The sequence below is a fragment of the Streptomyces sp. NPDC051963 genome (assembly GCF_044593495.1).
Classification (GTDB): domain Bacteria; phylum Actinomycetota; class Actinomycetes; order Streptomycetales; family Streptomycetaceae; genus Streptomyces.
Genome location: NZ_JBIUCC010000002.1, coordinates 565,208 through 586,975, shown reverse-complemented (window position 1 = coordinate 586,975; position 21,768 = coordinate 565,208). Strand labels below are relative to the sequence as shown.

The 21,768-nt window shown below is 71.5% G+C and carries 21 protein-coding genes and 1 tRNA gene; 11 read left to right on the top strand and 11 right to left on the bottom strand.

The features are described 5' to 3' along the window. Positions 1-24: 24 nt before the first annotated feature. Together ACIHFB_RS09065 and ACIHFB_RS09060 are read right to left on the bottom strand one after the other, a co-directional pair. Entirely contained in the window at positions 25-687 is a 663-nt protein-coding gene (locus ACIHFB_RS09065) for an HAD family hydrolase (RefSeq protein WP_400126102.1), read from the bottom strand. 166 nt (positions 688-853) lie between these two features. Continuing rightward, the gene (locus ACIHFB_RS09060; RefSeq protein ID WP_365278362.1) at positions 854-1,435 is read right to left on the bottom strand and encodes a TMEM165/GDT1 family protein; all 582 of its coding nucleotides are present in this window, start codon (positions 1,433-1,435) and stop codon (positions 854-856) included. Positions 1,436-1,821: 386 nt separating this feature from the next. Between ACIHFB_RS09060 and ACIHFB_RS09055 the strand changes: the two genes are divergently transcribed. From ACIHFB_RS09055 to ACIHFB_RS09045, 3 genes are all read left to right on the top strand, one after another. Next, complete coding sequence (locus ACIHFB_RS09055; protein ID WP_365278365.1) at positions 1,822-2,466, top strand: HNH endonuclease family protein; 645 nt, start codon at positions 1,822-1,824, stop codon at positions 2,464-2,466. Between the two features lie 138 nt (positions 2,467-2,604). Then, positions 2,605-4,242 (top strand): alkaline phosphatase D family protein, encoded by a 1,638-nt coding sequence (locus ACIHFB_RS09050; RefSeq protein WP_365278368.1) that lies wholly within the window; start codon positions 2,605-2,607, stop codon positions 4,240-4,242. Between the two features lie 205 nt (positions 4,243-4,447). Continuing rightward, positions 4,448-6,379: an FAD/NAD(P)-binding protein gene (locus tag ACIHFB_RS09045; protein ID WP_400126099.1), complete on the top strand. Its 1,932-nt coding sequence runs from the start codon at positions 4,448-4,450 to the stop codon at positions 6,377-6,379. Between the two features lie 97 nt (positions 6,380-6,476). Here the strand turns inward: ACIHFB_RS09045 and ACIHFB_RS09040 are convergent, their stop codons facing one another. Further along, entirely contained in the window at positions 6,477-7,004 is a 528-nt protein-coding gene (locus tag ACIHFB_RS09040; protein WP_365278374.1) for a superoxide dismutase family protein, read from the bottom strand. 246 nt (positions 7,005-7,250) lie between these two features. On the opposite strand from ACIHFB_RS09040, the gene ACIHFB_RS09035 reads away from it, so the two are divergent. After that, complete coding sequence (locus ACIHFB_RS09035; RefSeq protein ID WP_365278376.1) at positions 7,251-7,862, top strand: VTT domain-containing protein; 612 nt, start codon at positions 7,251-7,253, stop codon at positions 7,860-7,862. Positions 7,863-8,103: 241 nt separating this feature from the next. On the opposite strand, the gene ACIHFB_RS09030 is transcribed toward ACIHFB_RS09035, so the two are convergent. Next, the gene (locus ACIHFB_RS09030) at positions 8,104-8,337 is read right to left on the bottom strand and encodes a DUF2277 domain-containing protein (protein ID WP_400126097.1); all 234 of its coding nucleotides are present in this window, start codon (positions 8,335-8,337) and stop codon (positions 8,104-8,106) included. A gap of 151 nt (positions 8,338-8,488) precedes the next feature. On the opposite strand from ACIHFB_RS09030, the gene ACIHFB_RS09025 reads away from it, so the two are divergent. Further along, on the top strand, positions 8,489-9,391 hold the full coding sequence (locus ACIHFB_RS09025; protein ID WP_400126095.1) for a ketopantoate reductase family protein: 903 nt from the start codon (positions 8,489-8,491) through the stop codon (positions 9,389-9,391). Here ACIHFB_RS09025 and ACIHFB_RS09020 read toward each other — a convergent pair. Then, the gene (locus tag ACIHFB_RS09020; RefSeq protein ID WP_400126093.1) at positions 9,388-9,909 is read right to left on the bottom strand and encodes a GNAT family N-acetyltransferase; all 522 of its coding nucleotides are present in this window, start codon (positions 9,907-9,909) and stop codon (positions 9,388-9,390) included. The genes ACIHFB_RS09025 and ACIHFB_RS09020 overlap by 4 nt on opposite strands. A 179-nt stretch (positions 9,910-10,088) precedes the next feature. Between ACIHFB_RS09020 and ACIHFB_RS09015 the strand changes: the two genes are divergently transcribed. Further along, the gene (locus tag ACIHFB_RS09015; protein ID WP_400126092.1) at positions 10,089-11,075 is read left to right on the top strand and encodes an alpha/beta hydrolase; all 987 of its coding nucleotides are present in this window, start codon (positions 10,089-10,091) and stop codon (positions 11,073-11,075) included. A 13-nt stretch (positions 11,076-11,088) separates the two neighbouring features. Here ACIHFB_RS09015 and ACIHFB_RS09010 read toward each other — a convergent pair whose 3' ends face one another. Beyond that, a complete protein-coding gene (locus ACIHFB_RS09010; protein ID WP_400126090.1) occupies positions 11,089-11,457 on the bottom strand; it encodes an iron chaperone in 369 nt (122 codons plus the stop codon). Between the two features lie 279 nt (positions 11,458-11,736). After that, positions 11,737-12,705 carry a DUF3500 domain-containing protein gene (locus ACIHFB_RS09005; RefSeq protein ID WP_400126089.1) on the bottom strand — a complete coding sequence of 323 codons (969 nt, stop codon included), beginning with the start codon at positions 12,703-12,705 and terminating at the stop codon, positions 11,737-11,739. Positions 12,706-12,849: 144 nt separating this feature from the next. Here ACIHFB_RS09005 and ACIHFB_RS09000 point away from each other — a divergent pair, with 144 nt between their 5' ends. Beyond that, positions 12,850-13,197: a hypothetical protein gene (locus ACIHFB_RS09000; protein WP_210586734.1), complete on the top strand. Its 348-nt coding sequence runs from the start codon at positions 12,850-12,852 to the stop codon at positions 13,195-13,197. 68 nt (positions 13,198-13,265) lie between these two features. On the opposite strand, the gene ACIHFB_RS08995 is transcribed toward ACIHFB_RS09000, so the two are convergent. After that, positions 13,266-13,337, bottom strand: a tRNA-Val gene (locus tag ACIHFB_RS08995). A gap of 220 nt (positions 13,338-13,557) precedes the next feature. Here ACIHFB_RS08995 and ACIHFB_RS08990 point away from each other — a divergent pair. The 3 genes from ACIHFB_RS08990 to ACIHFB_RS08980 all read left to right on the top strand — a co-directional run bounded on the left by ACIHFB_RS08990 (position 13,558) and on the right by ACIHFB_RS08980 (position 16,034). Continuing rightward, on the top strand, positions 13,558-14,328 hold the full coding sequence (locus ACIHFB_RS08990) for a DUF4097 family beta strand repeat-containing protein (RefSeq protein ID WP_365278402.1): 771 nt from the start codon (positions 13,558-13,560) through the stop codon (positions 14,326-14,328). A 73-nt stretch (positions 14,329-14,401) separates the two neighbouring features. After that, the gene (locus tag ACIHFB_RS08985) at positions 14,402-15,802 is read left to right on the top strand and encodes a hypothetical protein (RefSeq protein ID WP_365278405.1); all 1,401 of its coding nucleotides are present in this window, start codon (positions 14,402-14,404) and stop codon (positions 15,800-15,802) included. A gap of 16 nt (positions 15,803-15,818) precedes the next feature. After that, a complete protein-coding gene (locus ACIHFB_RS08980; protein WP_365278408.1) occupies positions 15,819-16,034 on the top strand; it encodes a zinc ribbon domain-containing protein in 216 nt (71 codons plus the stop codon). 93 nt (positions 16,035-16,127) lie between these two features. Here the strand turns inward: ACIHFB_RS08980 and ACIHFB_RS08975 are convergent, their stop codons facing one another. Genes ACIHFB_RS08975 through ACIHFB_RS08965 form a run of 3 tightly spaced genes read right to left on the bottom strand, consistent with a single transcriptional unit; the run spans position 16,128 to position 20,738 of the window. Beyond that, positions 16,128-16,943 (bottom strand): HAD family hydrolase, encoded by an 816-nt coding sequence (locus ACIHFB_RS08975; protein WP_365278411.1) that lies wholly within the window; start codon positions 16,941-16,943, stop codon positions 16,128-16,130. Further along, positions 16,943-19,537, bottom strand: coding sequence for a phosphoribosyltransferase (locus tag ACIHFB_RS08970; RefSeq protein ID WP_365278413.1), 2,595 nt, complete (start codon positions 19,535-19,537; stop codon positions 16,943-16,945). Before ACIHFB_RS08970 ends, ACIHFB_RS08975 begins: the two co-directional genes overlap by 1 nt. A 34-nt stretch (positions 19,538-19,571) precedes the next feature. After that, the gene (locus ACIHFB_RS08965) at positions 19,572-20,738 is read right to left on the bottom strand and encodes an HpcH/HpaI aldolase/citrate lyase family protein (RefSeq protein WP_400126087.1); all 1,167 of its coding nucleotides are present in this window, start codon (positions 20,736-20,738) and stop codon (positions 19,572-19,574) included. Between the two features lie 185 nt (positions 20,739-20,923). Between ACIHFB_RS08965 and ACIHFB_RS08960 the strand changes: the two genes are divergently transcribed. Beyond that, the gene (locus ACIHFB_RS08960; RefSeq protein ID WP_400126085.1) at positions 20,924-21,745 is read left to right on the top strand and encodes a TerD family protein; all 822 of its coding nucleotides are present in this window, start codon (positions 20,924-20,926) and stop codon (positions 21,743-21,745) included. Positions 21,746-21,768: the final 23 nt, after the last annotated feature.

Sequence of the window (21,768 nt, the reverse complement as noted above, 5' to 3'; positions counted from 1 at the left end):
GAGCCGTAGTAGGGGTTCGGCCGATCAGCCGGTGACGTGGAGCCGGATCGTCCCGTCCGCCGCGCCCTCCACCCGCACCTGTGTGAGGTCGCTCACCAGCGCGTCCGGCCCGTGGAACCCGGCCCTCGCGCCGACGCCCACGACCCGCATCCCGGCCGCGCGGCCCGCCTGGATACCGGCCGCCGAGTCCTCGAAGACGATGCAGTCGGCGGCGTCGACACCCAGTTCGGCGGCGCCCTTGAGGAAGCCCTCGGGGTCGGGCTTGCTGGCGCCGACGGACTCCGCGGTGATGCGGAGGTCGGGCAGGGCGAGACCGGCGGCGGCCATCCGGGCCGTGGAGAGGGCGACGTCGGCTGAGGTGACGAGAGCGTGCGGCAGGCCGTGCAGCGAAGCCAGGAACTCCGGGGCGCCGGGGATGGCGACGACGCCGTCCGTGTCGGCGGTCTCCTCGGCGAGCATGCGCGCATTGTCGGCGTGGTTGCGGTCCACGGGCCGGTCGGGCAGCAGCAGCGCCATGGTGGCGTACCCCTGCCGGCCGTGGGCGACCTTCAGGACCTCGTCCCCGTCGAGCCCGTTCCGCTCGGCCCAGCGTCGCCAGATCCGCTCCACGGCGGCATCCGAGTTGACGAGGGTGCCGTCCATGTCGAGCAGGAGGGCACGGGCGGTCAGCACGGTCGTGGCCGTCATCGGCAGCTCAGCTCCATAACGCAGAAGTAGGGCCTCGGCCCGCAGGAACAAACCGGGCCCGCCCGCCGGTCAGGGAGAACGGGCGGAGCCAGTTTGTTTCTCTACGGTACAAAACGCGGCCCCGTTCCCGCCACCCGCTTCGAGAAGGGTTCACCGACCGTTCAGCTCAGCCGGTCACGGCTTCCCACAGGCTCCACACCCCGAGCGCGAGCATCAGCAGCGCCGCGATCTTGGTGATGAGCGCCAGCGGAACCCGCTTCATCAGGGCCTTTCCACCGACGATGCCGAGTCCGGCGACCGCCCAGAGGGCGAGCACGGCGCCGAGCCCGACGGAGAGCGGGTTGTCGTACCGGGCGGCGAGATTCGCGGTCATGATCTGCGTCAGATCACCGAACTCGGCGACCAGGATGAGCATGAACCCGGCCCCGGACACCTTCCAGAAGGACTGGTTCTCCGGCTTGCGGACCTCCGCCTCGTCCTCGTCCTTCTTGAGCAGCAGCACCGCGGCGCCGGCCAGGAAGAGCACACCGGTCAGCGCCTGCACGATCTGCTGCGGCAGCAGCGTCAGCACACTCCCGGCCGCGACGGCGAGCACGACATGCAGCGCAAAGGCGGCGGCGACGCCGACGAAGACGTACGAGGCGCGATAGCGGGTGCCGAGGACAAGGCCGGCGAGCGCCGTCTTGTCCGGCAACTCGGCGAGGAAGACGACGCCGAACGTGAGCGCCAGGACACTGAAGCTGATCAAGGTTCCTCAATCGGTCGGGGCTGCCCCACCGAGAGTCGTACATCACAAGACGCCTCGGCACGGCAGCACACGTGGCGCCCGTGCCGTACGACACAGGCGGTGCACTGCTTGCCGAAGGTCTCGCTGGCCGGCCTCACATATGAGGCCCGCCTCCGGGCGCCGGCTCAGACGAGCTGAGCAGTATGTCGACGGTCCGGCGAAGAGCTACTCCCCTTCTGCGTCATTCATCGTACGCGTTCGACAACGGACCAGAAAGTTCCGCTCTCAACCTTGATGTGTCATGTACGCGTCACTAGTTTCTTACCGAACGAACACCCGAGCGCAACACGGCACCGCGAGCATTTCCCCGCTCGCGCCCAACACCCCCACGACTCAAGGGAGTTCGCATGCCGAAGTTCTACGCGCGTCGACGCCTCAGCATACTCGCGGCGTTCACCGGACTCATAGCCTCGGTCGCACTCTTCAACAGCCCGACCGCCTCCGCCGCTCTCCCCACGCCCGTCAGCGGCGCCACCGCGCGCAGCTACCTCGCCCAGCTCACCGTGGCCACCGAGGACCGCACCGGGTACGACCGTGACCTGTTCCCGCACTGGATCACCCAGTCCGGCACCTGCAACACGCGTGAGGTCGTCCTGAAGCGCGACGGTACGAACGTCGTCCAGGACTCCGCCTGCGCCGCCACCAGCGGCAGCTGGTACTCCGTCTACGACGGCGCCACCTGGACCGCCGCCTCCGACCTGGACATCGACCACCTGGTCCCGCTGGCCGAGGCCTGGGACTCCGGCGCCGACAGCTGGACCACCTCCCGCCGCCAGTCCTTCGCCAACGACCTCACCCGCCCGCAGCTCATCGCGGTCACGGACAACGTGAACCAGTCCAAGAGCGACCAGGACCCGGCCGAGTGGATGCCGTCGGTCTCCTCCTACCGCTGCACCTACGTCCGCGCCTGGGTCCAGGTGAAGTACTACTACGGCCTCTCGGTCGACTCCGCCGAGAAGAGCGCGCTGACGAGCTACCTGTCCGGTTGCTGAACAGCGCGTGATCCGCAGTTGATCCGCGTGTGGTCCGGCGGATGATCTCGCGGTTTCTGTAGCGGATTCTGTGAGGGAACCTCCCCGCTGACCTCCGTCGTTCCGTACCGTACGGGGCGACGGAGGAGGGCGATCACGTTGGCGAGTCTGCGCCTGGGTCCACTGCTGAGGTACACCGACGGCTCGTCGGCGACCGTCTGGGTCGAGTCGAGCCGGCCGTGCACCGCCGAGGTGCGCTGCGCGGACGGCGCCCGCGGCGAGTCCCCCACCTTCCAGATCGCGGGCCATCACTACGCGCTCGTCGAGGTGAGCGGCCTCGCGCCGGGCACCTCGCAGTCGTACGAGGTGTTCCTCGACGGCGCGCCCGTGTGGCCGCTGCCCGACTCCCGTTTCCCGCCCTCCCTGATCCGTACGCCGGCCGAGGACGACTCCGTCCGCGTCGCCTTCGGCTCCTGCCGCTGGGCCGCCCCGCCCGCGGACGAGGCCGATCCGGTGGGCCCCGACGCCCTGGACACACTGGCCGCGCGGATGGCGGGCGACCCGGGCGGTGAACGGCCCGATGTGCTGCTGCTGTTGGGCGACCAGGTCTACGCCGACGGGGTCTCCAAGGCGACCCGCCGCTATCTCGCCGCCCGCCGCGATCTGCGCGAGCCGCCCGGCAGCGAGGTCGCGGACTACGAGGAGTACACCCAGCTCTACTACGAATCGTGGCTCGACCCCGAGATCCGCTGGCTGCTGTCCACCGTGCCCAGCTACATGATCTTCGACGACCACGACGTCATAGACGACTGGAACACCTCCGCCTCCTGGCTGGAGGACATGCGGGCCACCTCGTGGTGGCGCGAGCGGCTGCTGAGCGGCCTGATGTCGTACTGGGTGCACCAGCACCTCGGCAATCTCTCCCCGGCCGAGCTCGCCGACGACCCGCTGTACGCCGCCGTACGCGAGACGCCCGACGGCACCGACGCCCTGCGCGCGTTCGCCGCCAAGGCCGACGCCGACCCCGCCTCCGTCCGCTGGAGCTACCGGCGCGACTTCGGCCGGGTACGGCTGCTGATGGTGGACACCCGGGCGGCCCGTGTCCTCGACGAGGAGCGCCGCTCGATGCTCGACCCCGGCGAGGCACACTGGCTGCGCGAACAGGCGCTGGCGGAACCGGGTTCGTACGACCACCTCCTCATCGGCACCTCCCTGCCCTGGCTGCTGCCGCACCTGGTGCACGACGCCGAGGGGTGGAACGCCGCGCTGTGCCGGGGCGAGAAGGGCGCGCGCTGGGCGCGGTTCGGGGAGGATCTGCGGCGCCGGGCGGACCTGGAGCACTGGGCTGCGTTCCCGTCGTCCTTCGACGCGCTGACGGCGCTGATCGCCGAGGCCGGTTCGGGGGACCGGGCGCCGGCGACGGTGTGCGTGCTGTCGGGGGACGTGCACCACGCGTACGTCGCCGAGCCGACCTGGCCCACGGACGCCCCGGACGCCCGTGTGCTCCAGCTGACCTGCTCCCCCGTCCACAACTCAATCCCCATGTCCATCCGCATCGGCTTCCGCTTCGGCTGGTCCGCCGCCGCCCGCGTCCTGGGCCGCCGGTTCGCCGGACACGGCAGGGTGCCACGGCCGCCGATCGACTGGCGCCGGACGGGCGGGCCGTGGTTCGGCAACCAGCTCATGACACTGACGCTGCGCGGGCGTTCCGCCCGGCTGCGGCTGGATCAGGCGCGGGCGGAGAAAACGGGCGGGGCGCGGCTGAAGACGGTGGAGGAATCGCAGCTGACACCGTGAACGGTCCCGGTTCACCCGCGATACACCTATTCCGTACGTTTGTTGCGCCCGTGGCCCATGATGCTCGTGACGCATCCCACAGTGGGCGTCAATCCTTCCGCCCGGGTCTCGGCTCCCGGTACCGGCGACGGCATGATGAGGCGGACCGTCCGCTTCCCCTGGGCGGTTCGCCCCAACGCGCCCCACACGCCCGGGAGTCACCGCTTTGTCTGCACCGCCCGCGGAATCCGCAGCGCACGCCGAGTCCGCCGAGGTCCGGGTCGCCCTGGTGGGCGCGGGGCCGCGCGGCACCAGCGTGCTGGAACGCCTCTGCGCCTCCGCGCCGGAACTCCTCCCGCCCGGCGCCCGGCTGACCGTCCATGTGATCGACCCGGCGCCGCCCGGCCCCGGACGCGTCTGGCGCTCCGCGCAGTCCGCCGAGCTGCTGATGAACACCGTGGCCAGCCAGGTGACCCTGTTCACCGACGACAGCGTGGACTGCTCGGGCCCGGTCCGCCCCGGCCCCAGCCTGCACGACTGGGCGGACGGCGACCTGGGCCCCGACGAGTACCCCACCCGCGCCCACTACGGCCGCTATCTGGAGTGGGTGTTCGCGAAGGTCGTACGCGAGGCACCGCGGCCGATCCGCGTCGAGACGCACACGGCACGCGCCGTACGGCTCGACGACGCCCCCGGCGACCGCCAGACCCTCACCCTCGACGACGGCCGCACCCTCTCCGCCCTGTCCGCCGTCGTCCTCGCCCAGGGCCATCTGCCGAACGCCACGGACACGACCCAGCGACAGCACGCGGCATACGCCGAAACCCACGGTCTGCGCCACATACCCCCCGCCAACCCCGCCGACGTCGACCTCTCCGCCATAGCCCCCGGCGAACCGGTCCTGCTGCGCGGCCTCGGCCTCAACTTCTTCGACCATCTGGCCCTGTTGACCACCGGCCGCGGCGGCCGCTTCGCCCGCACGGAGGACGGGCACCTGCACTACCTGCCGTCCGGCAACGAGCCACGCCTGTACGCCGGTTCCCGCCGCGGCATCCCGTACCAGGCCCGCGGCGACAACGCCAAGGGCCCCTACGGCCGCCATCTCCCCCTCGTCCTCACCGACGAGACCATCGCCCGCTTCCGCAAACGCGCCGACTCCGGCGAGGCACCGGACTTCCTGACGGAGATATGGCCGTTGGTCGCGAAGGAGGTGGAGACGGTCTACTACGAGGCACTGCTCGGGGATCGCGGCGCCCCCGCCCGGCAGTTCCGCGACCGCTTCCTCGCGGTCCCGCACCGCAGCCCCCAAGAGGCCCCCGTACTGGACGAGTTCGGGGTACCGGAGGCTGCCCGCTGGTCCTGGGACCGCATCTCCCGCCCCTACGCGGGATGCGACTTCGCCGGCCCCGACGCCTGGCGCGGCTGGCTGCTGACGTATCTCCGTGAGGACGCCGCCCAGGCCGCCCTCGGCAATGTCGCCGGTCCGCTGAAGGCCGCGCTCGACGTGCTGCGCGATCTGCGCAACGAGCTGCGGCAGATCGTCGACCACGGCGGCCTCGCGGGCGCCTCCCGCCGCGACCATCTGGACCGCTGGTACACGCCGCTCAACGCGTTCCTCTCCATCGGCCCGCCCCGGCGCCGCATCGAGGAACTGGCCGCGCTGATGGAGTCGGGCGTGGTCGAGGTGCTCGGGCCGCGGCTGGAGGTGCGCGAGGGCGAGCGGGCGTGGCTCGCGCACTCCCCCGACGTGCCGGGGTCCGCCGTACACGTGACGACGCTCATCGAGGCGCGGCTTCCGGAACCCGATCTGCGACGCACGGCCGACGACCTCCTCGCCCGGCTGCTGAAGACCGGACAGTGCCGGCCGCACACCGTCGACGGCTACGAAACCGGAGGGCTGGACGTGACCGCCCGGCCCTACCGCCTGATCGACCGTCAAGGACGCGCGCACGCAAGGCGGTTCGCCTTCGGCGTACCCACCGAGGGCGTGCACTGGGTGACCGCGGCGGGCGCCAGACCCGGCGTGGACTCGGTCACGCTTTCCGATGCCGACGCGGTGGCGAGAGCGGTTCTGCGTGCGGTGACGGCCGAGACGGAGGCGGAGCCGGGAGCGGAACGCACGCCGTGGGCGGATGCGGAACTCGCGAGTGTGGATTAGCGCGAGTGCGGATCAGTACGAGTGCGGATTGGTACGACGGCGCCTCCCGGACCGTGTGGGGAGGCGCCGTTGCGTCTGTCGGGCCCGTACCGGCGGCCTACTTGAAGGCGGCCGTGAAGCAGGCCACGCGGGCCCCGCTCGAACCGGGCACGTCGTGGATCACCACCGAGTTCGCCTCACCCTGCCGGAATCCCCAGGAGTGCCAGGCGGTCGCCCGGCCGGAGCCACGCGCGTCGGCGGTGAAGTCCAGCCAGACCTCGTTCTTGGCGTTGACGTCGGCCGGGTCGGTGGACACCTTGTTCTGGTAGTGCCCGCCCGCAGCGGCGGGATCGGCGGCGCAGGGCTTCTGATGCACATGGACGCCGTACACGTGCCCGGGCTTCATGCCCTTGACCTGCAACTTCACGGTCGTCGCGCCGGTGTTCTCCTTGGTCCGCTGGTCGATCTCGATCCACGATCCGACCGGGACCAGCTTCTGGTCGTACGTCACCGCCGCCGACGCGGCAGCGGCGGAGGCCGGCACGAAACGCCCGTCCTTCCGCATCGTGCAGTCCTCGACGCCGGCGGTGCCGGCCACCGCGAGCACGGCCGCGGCGACGGCGCCCGCGCATATTCCTGCCACCATGATGTGTACCGTTCCTCACGTTCAGAGTGATGTGTTGCCCTCTGTCCGTGCTACGGGACACCGGCCGGGGCCGCCCCCGGGAAGCGGCACCCGGGTGAACAAGCCGTGCCGAACCCACGAGCCCCCCGTGAATCCGCTGTCACACCCCCGGCGTACGCTGTATGGCTGTTACAGGCCGCCCCTGCCGCTCCCCCGCGACATCGCGGCACGGTTGGGCCGGCCAACGGGGGAGTCACGGGAGTAGCGGTGTTCGAGAGTGTGGGGTCGTTGACGGCCAGTCCATGGATTTATGCCGTGGTGGCCCTGTCCGTCCTCCTTGACGTCTTCTTGCCGGTGCTGCCGAGCGGGGTGCTGGTCATCACGGCGGCGACGGCGGCAGCGGCGGGTTCCAGCGCGGCGACGGGTGACGTGTCGCACCAGGTCCCCGACATCCTGGCGCTGACGCTGTGCGCCACGACGGCATCCGTGCTGGGCGATCTCGTCGCCTACCGTCTGGCCTGGGCGGGCAGCCCTCGCCTGGACCGCGCCATCGCCCGCTCCCGACGCCTGACCACCGCGCAGGAACGTCTCGGCACCGCCCTCGCCCGCGGCGGCGGAGCCCTGGTCGTCCTGGCCCGCTTCGCCCCCGCCGGCCGCTCCGTGGTCTCCCTCACCGCGGGCGCCGCCCACCGCCGCGCCCGCGACTTCCTCCCCTGGTCCGCCCTGGCCGGCCTCTCCTGGGCCACCTACAGCGTCGCCCTCGGCTACTTCGGCGCGCACTGGCTGGGCGCGACCTGGCTGGCGACGGCGGTGTCGGTGGCAGCACTGTTCGCGGCGGGCGCGGCCGCGGGGTATCTGATGCGCCGGGGACCTGCGTAAGTCACCGTCAGCGGAAGCGGTAGGGGCCGTTGAGGCGCCGGGAGCGCATCGCGGCGTAGCGGACGATGCGCTCCTTCAGCCAGGCGGCGCGGGGGCCGGTGAGAAGTCTCGAGCGGCGCACCAGCGCCTACCGGCCACCCAGCCGGCGGCAGCCCCGGCAGAGACACGGCCGGGACGCTCGGCGCCCGCCGCGCGAACCCTCCGGCAGCGCAAGCCCCGGTCAGGAACCCCCGAGGCTCAGCTAGCCTGCCCTGCGCGCTGTCGCCCCGCCCCGGATCTCCAAGCCGTCCAGCAGTTCGGCCGTTGCTTCTGCGATTGCGTCGACGGCGCGGTCGAACACCTCCTGGTTGTGGGCGGCGGGCGCCCGGAAGCCGGACACCTTTCGCACGTACTGCAAGGCGGCGGCCCGAACCTCTTCCTCGGTCGCTTCCTCGGCCAACACGGGCGGACGGAGCGTCTTGATACTGCGGCACATAACCCCAGTCTCACCCCGCGCAGGACATCCGGCAGTGAATACGCGGGGAATCCTGGCGATCCTCGAAAGGTTGCAGACGGCGCGGACCGGCCGCTGCGATGATCTCTGCGAGGCGGCCACCGTTCCGGGGCCGACCGACGAAGGGATCCACATGGCGAACGACGAACTCACCGTGGCCGTACTCGGCCCGGGTGGCATCGGCGGCCTGCTCGCCGCGCTTCTGTCCCGTGCCGGGCATCGGGTGATCTGCCTGGCCGGAGAGGACACCGCCAAGACGCTCAGCACGGCCGGCATCCAGGTCGGCAGCGGACTGTTCGGCGACTTCACGGCCCCCGTCGAGGCCGACACCGAACTGCGCGAACCGGTCGACGCCTGTCTGATCGCCGTCAAGCACACGGCACTTGACGCGGCCCTCGACCGCGTCCCGCCCGCCGCGCTCGGCGACGCCCTGCTCGTGCCGTTCCTGAACGGCGTCGACCACCCCGCGACCCTGCGCGCCCGCTACCGCCCGGACCGGGTCGCCCCGGCCGTCATCCGCGCGGAGTCGACGCGCGTCGCGGCCGGGCGGATCGAGCACGGCAGCCCCTTCGCCGAAATCGACCTGACCGGCACCGACGTACCCCAGGACCGCCTCGACACGCTCGCCGCGGCCCTCCACGCCGCGGGCCCGACCACCCGTGTCCTGCCCGACGAGACCGCGACCCTCTGGGCGAAGATGTCCTTCCTGGCGCCCTTCGCCCTGCTGACCACCCGCTACGGACTCCCGCTCGGCGACGTACGCACCAGCCATCGCGAGGAGTTGACCGCCCTGGTGGAGGAGACGGCGGCGGTCAGCAAAGCCAGCGGCGGCCCCGCGGACCCGGCCCAGTCGCTCGCCCGCTACGACGCCTTCCCGGCCCGGACCAAGTCGTCGATGCAACGCGACGCCGAGGCCGGCCGTGCGCTGGAAATCGACGCGATCGGCGGGGCGTTGCTGCGCGCGGCGACGCGGCACGGAGTGCCGGTGCCGGTGACGGCAAGGGTGGTACGGGAGTTGAGGGACGCCGGCCACTAAGGGGCGCGGACGTCTCCGAGGTCCACCCGCCAGTCGTTGGACGTGATCCAGTGCCCCTTCGGGTACTCGACCCGCGACTGTCCGAGAAGCGTGAACCCGGCTCTTCGGCAGACGCCGTTCGACGCGGCATGGTCCGCCTTCGGAAAGGCGTGCAGACAGCGGTGCCGACCGGCCGCCCGCGCGGTCTCGACGACTGCGCGGGCGGCCGCCGCCGCAAGCCCCCGCCCCTGGAACTCGGGCAGCACCGCCCACCCCGTCTCCCACACGGTCGCCCCCTGCCACTCCCGCTCCCAGAACCCGATCGCCCCGGCGCTCTCGCCGCCGTCCGCCAGGACCACCCGGAACATCCCGCCGGTCGCCGGCTCGACATACCGCCGATGCCGGGCGAGCAGCTTCTCCTCCGTCTCCGGTCCGCCCAAGTGCTCGGTCATCTCAGGGCTGTTGTTCCTCCGCAGCAGCCAGAAGTCCCCCTCCGCCCAGGGCACCAGCCGCACCGTCTCCGCGCTCGCCGCATCCATACCGATCACAGTAGGCCCCGGGTCTGACAGTCACCCCGAGCCGCGGTGTCCGCCCGCTGCATCCGCCGCGCCGTCCGCCGCCGTTTGCCGAACCGGCAACAAGTCTCGCCCGCGTCCGCCCGGCCCCCGCAGGATCGCCGTACGAGCGCAATTCCCCTCACGCACGGAGGATCGGATCCATGCCCCACCCGGACATGCTCCCGAACGTCACGCACCGACTCGTCCCCTCCTCGGCCGGCCGGATCCACCTGGCAGAACAGGGCAGCGGCCCGCTCGTCCTGCTGGTGCACGGCTTCCCGGAGTCCTGGTACTCGTGGCGCCGCCAGCTGCCGGCGCTGGCCGCGGCGGGATACCGCGCGGTCGCCGTGGATGTCCGCGGCTACGGGCGTTCGTCGCGGCCGGAGGCGGTGGAGGCGTACCGGGCGGTCGAGCTGGTGGCGGACAACGTCGCCGTGGTGGAGGCGCTGGGCGAGACGTCCGCGGTGATCGTCGGGCACGACTGGGGCGCGACGATCGCAGCGCACTCCGCGCTGCTGCGCCCCGATGTCTTCCGCGCGGTCGGCCTGCTGAGCGTCCCGTACACCCCGCCCGGTGGCCCCAGGCCGAGCGAGGTGTTCGCGGGCATGGGCGGGGAGGAGGAGTTCTACGTCCCCTACTTCCAGGAGCCGGGCCGCGCCGAGCGCGAGATCGAACCGGACGTACGGGGCTGGCTCGCCGGCTTCTACGCCGCCCTCTCCGCCGACACGATGCCCGCGCCGGGCGCCCCCGACCCGCACTTCGTGACCCCCGGCAAAACCCTGCGCGACCGCTTCCCCGCAGGCCGGCTGCCGTCCTGGCTCAGCGAGGCGGACCTCGACGCCTACGCGGCGGAGTTCGAGCGCACGGGCCTGACCGGCGCCCTGAACCGCTATCGCTGCATGGACCGCGACTGGGAGGACCTGCAGTCCTTCGCCGGTGCCCCCGTCACGCAGCCGTCCCTGTTCCTGGGCGGCGCTCTCGACGCGTCCACCACCTGGCTTGCCGACGCGATCGAGGCCTACCCCACGACCCTCCCGGGCCTGCGCGGCTCACACCTGCTGGAGGGCTGCGGCCACTGGATCCAGCAGGAACGCCCCGACGAGGTCAACCACCATCTGACGACCTGGCTCGCCGGCCTGCCCGACTGAACCGGGCGGCGGGTCAGCAGACCTGCCCTGGGCGGGTCGCGGTGGCCCGCAGCAGATCCCGTACGAGATCGAAGTCCACGGCCTCCGGCTTACGGAACCGCAGACACCCCTTGCCCATGTCCTGTCCGGCCAGCCGCTCCTCGAAGGCCTCACGGACGTCGGTGCGCATCAGATAGAAGGAGATGTACTGCTTCTGGCCGGCGAAGGCGATCTCGGCGACCCCGTCCCGCTGGTACACGGGCATGCCGTACGCCATCACCTCGTCGAACCCCTTGAGTTCGGCGCGGCACAACTGCCGCAACCCGGTCAGCGCGTCCCTGCGGCCGCCCTCGGGGACCTCGGCGAGGTAGCCGTCGACGTCGGTCGCCTTGCTCTGCACCATGCGGCAAGGGTAGGCGGTGGTCGTGAGCTCCTTGGCCTGACCGATCGCCTGTGTCACATCGTCGTCGGCGGCAAGAGTGGAGACAGACCGAACGACAGGAGACGACCCCGTCCTGACCGTGAACGGCACCGGTTCGGCGTGCGTCACCGACGGCGAGAAGCCCCCGGCGGGATACACGCGCTATCCGGAGGGCAAGGCGCCGCTTCTGTCGCCGGACGACCATTGGAGGCTTCGCCGCCGGCTCGGTCGCCTGAGGCCCGCTCGCGAACGGGACCGCACCTACCCGTGCTGTTCGCTGTAGTGCGCGCGCAGCAGGTCGGCGCCCCAGTCATGGCGGACGTGCCGCCAGACGGAGTGGGCGTGGTTGCCGTCGTCCTGGGTGTTGTCGTACTCGATGAGGAAGTCCGGGGCCCGCACGCAGTAGTAGTGCCGGTCCCCGGGAACGAGGCCGCCGGCCCAGGCGAAGGAGAGCGCGTCCAGCCCTCGCGCCACGGCATCGGACCAGCATTCCTGCGCGTACGCGGCGGGCGCGCGGTCGAGGTAGCGGCGCACCAGGCGCTCCAGCAGCCGCTGCTGACCGGAGGCCAGATCCGCGTACGGCAGGCCGGCGGGCAGCAGGTCCGGATCGGCGAACGGGTCGGCGCGGGTCAGGATGTCGTCCGGCGGCGCCGCGGCGAAGACCGCCTTCGCCCGTCGCCCGGCGTCCAGGTCCACGACCAGCTCCCGGGCCAGATCCTCCTCCGGCCCCAGCAGCCGACGGCCGGCCTGGGGACCGTCCCCGATCCGCGCCGGCTCCGACCCGATGAAGTGCGGCGTCACCCGCATCCCGGCCGTCGTGATCAGTACGTGTACGGCGAGATGGTGGCCGTTCATCCGCCAGCCCCAAGGACCCTCGCCCTCAGGGTCACCCAGCAGCCGCACCCAGTAGCGATCTGCACCCGCAACTCCGACCGTGCCACGGCGGTGCCGCTCCACCTCGATCGCCCCACGCGCCAGCTCCGCCCCGGCCGCACTGTGCGCCGTGGCCAACAAGCCGTCGACAGCCTCGCGTTGCTCACCACCGAGCCCCTCGGTGGACAGCCCTGGCCGCGGACCCGGCAGATACGTCCATTCCCGCAACTCGGCCGCGTCCAACCGGCCGGGCCCCGCCCGCAGCTCACGCACCTGCTCCGGCTCCAACACGGCCAGCAACGCCCGCACGGCCTCCCGCATCTCCAAGGCCGCCGCCTTCACTTGCTCCCCACCCACAGCTCCTCCTCCCCGTAGGCGCCCGATCCGACGCCCCCTGTCATCCATGGTGCGCCATGCGGCTTCGGCGCTCAGTCACACCCGTTCGCATGAACCCCCCAAAGAGACTCGCAACCCAAAATCGAACAGGCGTAGCATTGCCGCGTGGCTACGACCTATGACTTTCCGAGTGACCTCCGTGCCGGTCAGGAGGAGCTGCATCAGGTCCGGGCCGAGCTGTCGGCCCTGCTGAAGCGGCTGCCCTGGTCGGTCGAGCCCCTGGACGGCTTCAGTGACACGGGCGGCTGGCGCAAGGTGGAGCGCCCCGCGTCCCCCGGCTGGACGGCCGACGAACAGGCAGAGGTGGAGAAGCTCAGACAGCGCGAGCACGAGCTCGCGGTGTTCGTCAGCGGCCACCGCTTCTGGGCGGAGGTCGCGGCGGCGGAGCGCGTGGACGCCCGTATGGAGCTGAAGCACGCCCATGAGATCCCGGAGGAGGCCGAGACGCCCTGAACGGGCATGCGCCCCTGGGGCAGAACAAGAAGACCCCGGCCGGGATCGGCCGGGGTCTTCTTCCGGTGTGGGCGCGGACGGTTTCGAACCGCCGACATCCTGCTTGTAAGGCAGGCGCTCTACCCCTGAGCTACGCACCCGGGACCTGAGCAGACGTGCTCAGGACGAGTCGACAGCCTACCTTGCCGGAGGGACTGCCCCGCAAACCCGTATTGCGGGGCGGGCGGGAGTCGGGGTCGGTCCGGGGGTTAACCCCAGGGCGGATCCGGGAGCGGCCCGGATCCTCAGCCGGAGCCCGGCTCCGTACGGTCGAAGAGTCGTAAACAGAGTCCTCGTACTCCGACTCAGGGGGAGACCGTCATGGCCCGTACCGTTCCTGTCCGCGCGGCAGCCGTCACCGGCATGGTGGCGCTTCTCGTCGCGGGCGCCACCGCCTGCGGTGCCTCCGCCGGGGACGACAAGGACCCCGATCACCGCTCCTTCGACCTGAAGGGCAGCACCCTCACCATCGACTCCGACGACTCGGCGCTGGAGATCGTCGCCGCGGACGAGAACCCGGAGGGCCGGATCGAGGTCACCCGGTGGTTCCAGGGCTCCGTCGCCTTCGGCAGCGATCCCAAGGTGACCTGGTCCATGGCGGACGACCGGCTGAAGCTGCGGATGAAGTGCTCCGGCGTGGTCGCCGACTGCGCGTCCAAGCACCGTATCGAGGTACCGCGCGGGATCACGGTCAAGGTCGAGGAGGGCGACGGCAGCGTACGCGCGCGTGGCTTCGAGGACCCGCTGAGTATCCGTACGGGCGACGGCTCGGTCCGGGTCACCGACAGCAGCGGACCGCTCGACCTGCGCACCGGCGACGGATCCATCCGCGCGGACGTCACCTCGCAGCGGGTGCGCGCCCGGACCGGCGACGGCTCGGTCAACCTCGAACTCGGCGCCGTACCGGACCTGGTGGAGTCCCGCACGGGAGACGGCTCCGTGACCATGGTGCTGCCCAAGGCGACGTACAAGGTGGAGACCCGGACGGGCGACGGCGGGGTCGATGTGTCCGTGCCCCGGGACGAGTCCAGCTCGCATGTCGTGTCCGCGCAGACCGGCGACGGGAAAGTCACGGTTCGCAGCGCGAACTAACCGGCCCGTGTGTTCGTCCTTAACCGGTGGGAGAATGAACCGGGCAGGGCTGACCACGGCACGGGAGAGGGATGTGACGGCGACACCATCGCAGCCGTATTCACCGGTGGTGCCGTGCGCACGACCTGCGCGCCGTCCCCGCTCGGCGCCCTCCGCGCTGCGTGACGCCCTCACTCTCATGAGCCTGCCCCTCGTCGCGGCGCTGGCGCTGCCGGCCGCCTTCGCGGGCGGCGGTACCCGGCGCTGGTTCGGCGGACGCTCTGAGAACCAGCGGGCGGAGGCACAGGCCGCGAAGGACGCCGCGGCCGCCGCGTTCTACGAACTGGACACCGCCCAGCGCGATCTGCGGATCTCGATAGAGACGATCACCGCGGTCGACGACTCCCCCGCCGCCCGGCGCGCGGTGGGCGACTTCGACGCGCTCGGCCGGCGTATCGACGAGGCCAGCCACCAGTACATCAACGCCGTCGACGCCCACGACCTCGACCGCGACGACCTGGAGGCCTCGGTCGCGGCACGCGCGCGTACCGAGCTGACCGCCGCCAAGGACGAACTGGGACGGGTCAAGCAGGACCTGGACCGGTTCGCGGACGGGCTCGGCCCGCTGCTCGGCAAGGCCGAGACCCAGCTCGCCCGGCTCGCCCCCGCGGTCGAGCGGGCCCGGCAGGGGCTACTGGCCGCGTCCAACGCGCTGGACGCGGTACGGGAATCAGGGCTGAAGGCGGACGACCTCGCCGCCCGTCTCGCCGCCCTCGGCTCGGACCTGACGAAGCTCAACCAAGGCGCCGGACAGCACGGCGTCCCACAGACGCTGGAGCGTGCCGAGCGGGTCGCCCGCGAGGCCGAGACGATCAAGGTGGAGTCCGAGCGGCTCCCCGAGCGGGCGGCCGAGATCGACCACCGGCTGGTCTCGCTGCGCACCCGCGCACAGGCGCTCACCACCCGGTCGGGTCAGGTGGACCCGGTGCTGAGCGAGCTGCGGCGGCGCTTCGTGGCGGCGTGCTGGCAGGACCTCCAGCAGGTCCCCGCGGAGGCCGCCGAGAACGTACGGCAGGCCGAGCTGAAGCTGAAGGAGGCGCAGACCGCGCGCGACGAACAGCGCTGGCCGGACGCGACCTCGCTGCTGTCGACGGTTCGGGCGCTGCTGAACACCACCGACGAGTCCGTCTCCGCCGCCGGCGACCGGCTGCGCCGGCTGAACGCCGTACAGAAGGATCCCCAGCAGGAGATCGACCGCACCCGCTTCGCCATCCGCGACGCCCAGCGGCTCGCCATGGCCGGCCGGAACACCCCCGATCCCCGTCACGCCCGCCCGCTGGACGACTCCGTGGCCCGGCTGGACCGCGCGATCACCACGCTGGAGGGCCGGCACCCCGACTACTGGCACTTCCTGACGGAGACGGAGGCGGTACGGCAGACGGTGGCGCGGGTGGTGGCGCAGATCCGGGAGGAGCGGGGGGCTGCGCCGCACTGACCGTTAACCTGTGCGCATGCCTCGCTACGAGTACCGCTGCCGCACCTGCGGAGACACGTTTGAACTGAGCCGGCCCATGGCCGAGTCCTCCGACCCCGCCGCGTGCCCTGCGGGGCATGGGGACACGGTGAAGTTGTTGTCGACGGTTGCTGTGGGGGGCACAGCCAGCGCGGGTGCACCTCCAGCCGCTCCGGCCGGTGGGGGATGCTGCGGTGGGGGGTGCTGCAGCTAGTCGGGCGGCTGCGGGTCTGTGGGGGCCGGTCGCGCCCACGTGGCGGAGCCGCATATCGATACAGCCCCGCGCCCCTGAGGCGCTACGCGCCCCTTAGGGCGCTGTTGGGCGCGTCGCCTTCAAGAACTCCCGCAGGATTCGCTCCCCCGCCAGCACCCCGCGCTCCGGCAGCGCGGTGATCGCCGGTGCCGACCAGCCGCTGTCGGCCAGCTCTCCGTGTCCCGGCCGCCAGCCCTGGTCGGCCGCGAGGAGCAGGTCGGCGTCGAGGAGGGAGTCGCCGGCGGCAAGGGTCAGGTCGGCGCCCGTGCGGCGGGCCAGCTCCCGCATCGCCGCACTCTTGGTCAGCGGCTTCGGGACGGCGTAGATCTTGCGGCCCTGGAGCGACACGGTCCAGCCGCGGTTCTCCGCCCAGACCGCCAGCTCCTTCACCCAGTCCTCGGGCAGCAGCTCGCGCTCCACGACCAGGTAGGCGAAGAGGTCCTCGGCGATCCGGTGCTTGCGCACCCACAGCGGATCGGCCGTCTCCATCAGATGCTCCCGCACCTCCGCCAGCGACGCGCACTCGTCCGCCAGACGAGCCGTGACCTGCGCATACCAGTCCGGGTCGGAGACCCCGTCCACCAGCAGATGCCCGCCGTTGGCGCAGATCGCGTATCTGGGCGCCGGGCCCGGCAGGTTGATGCGCTCGTACTGCTTGCGGGTCCGGGTGGTCGTCGGCACGAACACGGCCGCGTCGCCCAGTTCCGTCAACAGCCCGGCCGCCGTCTCCGTCATGTACGACAGCGGCTTGCTCTCATGCACCTCGACGCAGAGCAGCCGGGGCGCCCGCGGGTCCGGCATGGTCAGGGCGAGGGCTCCCGCGGAGTAGATCAGCGTGCGGTCGAGGTCGCTTGCGACAAGCACCGGCATCAGACCGTCACCGCCCTGCCGTCGGCGCCCGTCGCACCGCGCGTGTACTTGGGGTGGATCAACCCCACGCAGGTGTAAGGGAGTTCGGCGACCTCTTCCACCGGGACACCTCTCTGTTCGGCCAGCAGTCGTACGTGGTCCAGGTCGGCGCCCGCCCCGGCCCGCGCCAGGATCCGCCACGGCACCCGGCGCAGCAGCACGCGGGTGGTCTCGCCGACGCCCGGCTTGACGAGGTTCACGTCGTGGATGCCGTACTCCTCGCTGATCCGCTCGACCGCCGCCCAGCCCTCCCAGGTCGGCGAACGGTCCGCGGACAGCAGCTCCTTGGCGAGCGCGTCCACCGCGTCCGCCACCTCCGGGAAGCGCGCGGCCACCGCGTCCAGGAAGTCCACCGACACATCGGCTCCGGCGAGTTCGCGGTAGAACTTCGCGCCGTGGAAATCGTGCGGCCCGACCAGGTCGGCGCGGAGCACCGTACGTGAAATCAGGCCCGACACCGTCGAGTTGAGGCACGCGGAGGGGATGAGGAAGTCCTCGCGGGTGCCGTACGTCCGGACGCACGAGCCCGGGTCGGCCAGCACCGCGATCTCCGGGTTGAAGCCGGACACCCCGTCGGACTCCTCGAACTCCCGCAGGGCGTCGGCGAGTTCGCGGGTGATGGCGCCCTTGCCGGTCCAGCCGTCGACGAACACGATGTCGGCGGGGTCGTGGTGGGCGGCCAGCCAGCGCAGCGCGTTGGTGTCGATGCCCCGGCCACGCACGATCGACACCGCGTAGTGCGGCAGGTCGAGGCCGTGCCGGTACTGGGCCCAGCGGCGCATCAGGACGCCGACGGGCGTGCCCGCGCGGGCCAGCGAGACGAGCACGGGCTGCGGCGACCGCTCGGCCAGCACGAGTTCCGTCACCGCGCCGACCGCCTGCGCGATCCGCGCCGCGGACACGTCCAGCGCCGCGAGGAAAAGTTCCTGGTACTGCTCGCTCGGCTGGTACTCCACCGGCAGCGACTCCGCGTAGTGCGCACCGCCACTCTGGATCGCCTCCTCGCGCTCCTCGGTCGGCGCCTCCAGCGTCACGTCCGAGAGGTCCTGGAGCAGCCAGCCGACCTCCTCGGGCGCGTACGAGGAGAAGGCGGGGCCGCGGAGGGGCTCGGGCAGCATGGCTGGCCTTTCGGGGACGTACGAAGGGACGTACGAGGGAACGACCGCGAGGATGACCTGCGGGGTGTGCGCGGAGAGCTGCGCGAGCAGGCCGTCGGGGGCGTGCAGTTGAGGGGTGTCGGCGGTCGAGTCGACCACGGCGACGATGGCGTCGAAGCCTGCGCCCGCGGTGTTGTAGGCGTAGCGCTCGCCGGGGCCGTCGGCGGGGGTGTCGTGGGCGGGGAAGACCAGGCGGGTGCGGATCGCGTAGCCGGGGTCGTCGACCGCGAGGACGGGTGAGCGGGTGGTGGTGGAGTAGCGGATCTCGGCGTCGGTGATCTGCTCCAGCTCGCGGGCGAGGCGCAGGGGGGCGTACATCAGCTCTTCGAAGCCGAGGATGTGTACGCGGTGCGCTGTGGAGGGGAGCGATTCGGCGAGCGTTGCCGCCATCGCGGGGAGGGCGTTCTCCAGTCGTATTCGGTGTGCGGGGGTGAAGCCGTGGCGGGCGCCGTCGGGGAGGCCGGGGGGCCAGTGCAGGTCCACTCGCTTGAGTGTCGGGTGCGGGCCGGTGGGGGCTGGTCGCGCAGTTCCCCGCGCCCCTAGGTGGGTGGTCCGACCGTCAGTTCCAAAGTCGGCGGCACCAGCATCGCCCCTAAGGGGCGCGGGGAACTGCGCGACCGGCCACGACGATCCCGCAGACGACAACGAACCCTCCGCGGCACTCTCCGCCTCGTACCGCGCCACCAACGCCTGCCCCTTCTCCAGAACCCCCGCCGGCAGGCGTACGGTCCCGGAGGCGGCGGCGACCAGGTCCACCCTCGCGCCGATCTCGCGCGCGAAGTCCTCCAGCCGGCCGGCGTCGACCGCCGAGCGCATGTCGACCAGCGCCACCACGACATACCTCCGCCGCGGATACCGCGCATGAAGATCGCGCACGGTGTTCAGGACCGTGTTCCCCGTCGAGAACTCGTCGTCGACCAGGACCAGCGGGCCGTCCCCGGCGAGGAGGGCCGGGTTCTCGGGCAGGAGGAGGTGGGAGGTGGCGTGGGAGTGGGACTCCTCGAAGCCGCCGGCGGGGGCGACGCCGGGGACCGGGCGGCGGGTGGAGTGCAGGTAGGGGGCGAGGCCCAGGCCGTCGGCGACCGAGTGGCCGAGGCCGGTGGCGGTCTCGGCGTACCCGAGGACCACCGCCGTACGGGCCTCGTCGTCGCCGAGCAGCTCGCGGACCCGGCGGCCGAGTGCGAAGCCGGCGCCGTACACCACGGAGGGTGACTGCGGTACGTGCTTGCCGAGCACGTTCGAGACGAGCAGATGCGCCCGTTTGGGGTTGCGGCGCAGCGCGAGACCCAGCAGACCGGTCAGCTCGTCGTCGCCGACGAGTTCGACGCCGAGCCGCTCGGCGACCCAGCTGCCGGTCCACATCTGGTCCGGCCCCCCGTTGTTCACTGCCTTGTTCATGCGTCCCTTGGTGTTCAGCGGGATCCGGCCCGGTTCAGCCGGGGATTCCGGCGGCGAGCAGCTCGACGAAGCCGATGTCCTCGTTCGCCACACCGAAGACGTCGGCGCGCAGCATGGTCCTCTCGGCCCATGCGCGATGCGGCTTCACTTCATTCATTTTGTTCGTGTACGCCGACCTGAGCACACCCCCGCCGCCCCGCTCGGGCCGGAGGATGTCCTGTGCGTCACTGAACTCCTCATGGCTGACCACGGAGAGTGCGTGCACGGGCAGTACGTGCGAGGGGTGGATGCAGGTCTTGCCGAGCAGGCCGTTGGCCTGGTCGAGGGTGATCTCGCGCAGCAGCCCGTCCATGGAGTGCTCGATCAGCGCCTCGCGCAGTTCGTCGGCCTGTCCCTCCAGGAAGGGGCTGCGGCGCAGCTGGGGCTTGAACATACGTTCCTGCACGCGGAAGTACTCCCACACCGGTCCGGTGACGGTGAATCCGGTGCCGTCGGCGCGCCCCAGCATGTTCACCACGTCGGCGATCACGGAGGCGACGATCTGGACGTCGTACGCCGTCATGTCGGGTGCTCTGCGCAGGCCGTACGACGAGCAGAAGTCGGTCACGCCGAGGCGCAGCGCGAGCACGCGGTCGCGGTACTTGTCGACCGCGCGGGAGATGCCCTCGAGGGTCCCCACCCGTGACTCGCGGTACAGCAGCTCCGGCGATTCGAGCACCGGCATGGCGAACAGGCGTCGGCCGCTGGCACTGGAGGCGCTGTCCAGCGCCTCCAGGAAGGGGATGCCGCGCTCCTCGTCGAACTTCGGCATCACGAATCCGGACAGCAGCCGGGCGGCGGGGCCGAGGCGTCGTACCAGGTCGGGGATCTGCTCGGGAGCGCGGACCCGGATGAAGAGCAGGGGCAGATCCGCGCCGGCGCGCCCGGCCAGGTCCGTGAACTGCCGAACGAGGTTCTCCTCGGCGTCCGGGACCTCCGCGTCGTCGATCGAGTCCTCCAGGCACAGCACCATCGAGACGACGCCGCGTCCGGCCTGCTTGACGATGTCGTCCGCGAGCCGGGGTCGGGTGGCCGGGCTGTAGAGGGTGGCGCCGAGGGCCGCGGAGAGCAGCCGGGCCGAGGAGTCGGCGGTGAACTCGCACGGCTCCTGATGAAAGAGGCGCTGCCGCACCTCCGGGGCGATGTGCCCGAAATGACGCATAGGGACTCCCCCGTTACGGCTGAGCAACCTGTGGACTGTGAAAGGTGGCCGGTAATAGTACGTAGAGGCCCATGTCAGAGGTTCCCGCCGGGCATGAATTTCAGGTAACGCGGGCTGACACAGCCAGTGGGGAATCAGGTACCCCCGCGTTGTCGTGACCAGGACCGAGAGGGCAGGATGACCGCATGACGCGCGCGATGTTGAAGGGGTCGAACGTCCCACTCGAGGCCACCACGGTACGTGCCGTGGTGCGCTGGGCGCCCGGGCAGGGGGTCCCGGATGTCGACGCCTCGGCGCTGCTCCTCGGCCCCGACGGACGTGTGCGTTCCGACGAGGATTTTGTCTTCTACAACCAGCCCCGGCACCCCTCCGGGAAGGTCTGGTGGCTCGGCAAGAAGCGGGTCGCCGAGGGCCTGACCGACACGATCCAGACAGATCTCTCCGGTGTCGAGGCCGACGTCAGCCAGATTCTGCTGGTCGCATCGGCCGATGGGGTCACCTTCGACCGCGTACGGGCGCTGCGCATAGTGCTGTACGACGCCGCCGTCGCCGACGGTGAGCCGCTGGTGCACTTCGACATCAAGCCCGAGACCGGCCAGGAGACCGCGCTGATCTGCGGTGAGCTGTACCGGCGCGGTGAGGGGTGGAAGTTCCGGGCACTGGGAGAGGGCTACGCGGAGGGGCTCAAGGAGCTGGCCTCGGACTTCGGCATCTCGGTGGACGAGTCGGAGGCGGCGGAAGCGGCAGCGGCGGCCGCGGCGACCCTCCAGGCCTCCGCCGTGGCTCCGGCGCAGCCGTTGCCCCCGGAGCAGCCGACCGCAGTGCCCGCGCAGCCTGCGTACGGCTATCCGCCGGAGCAGCAGCCGGCCGCCGCCGCGACGCAGCCGGCGTATGGCTACCCCCATCCGACCAGTCAGCCCGCGTACGGCTACCCGCAGCCGATGACCGCGGTGCCGGACACCGACTTCCGACTGCCGCCGCAGGGACCGCAGTTCATCGGGCGGTAGTTTTCGAGGGTGCCCTGCGCCGC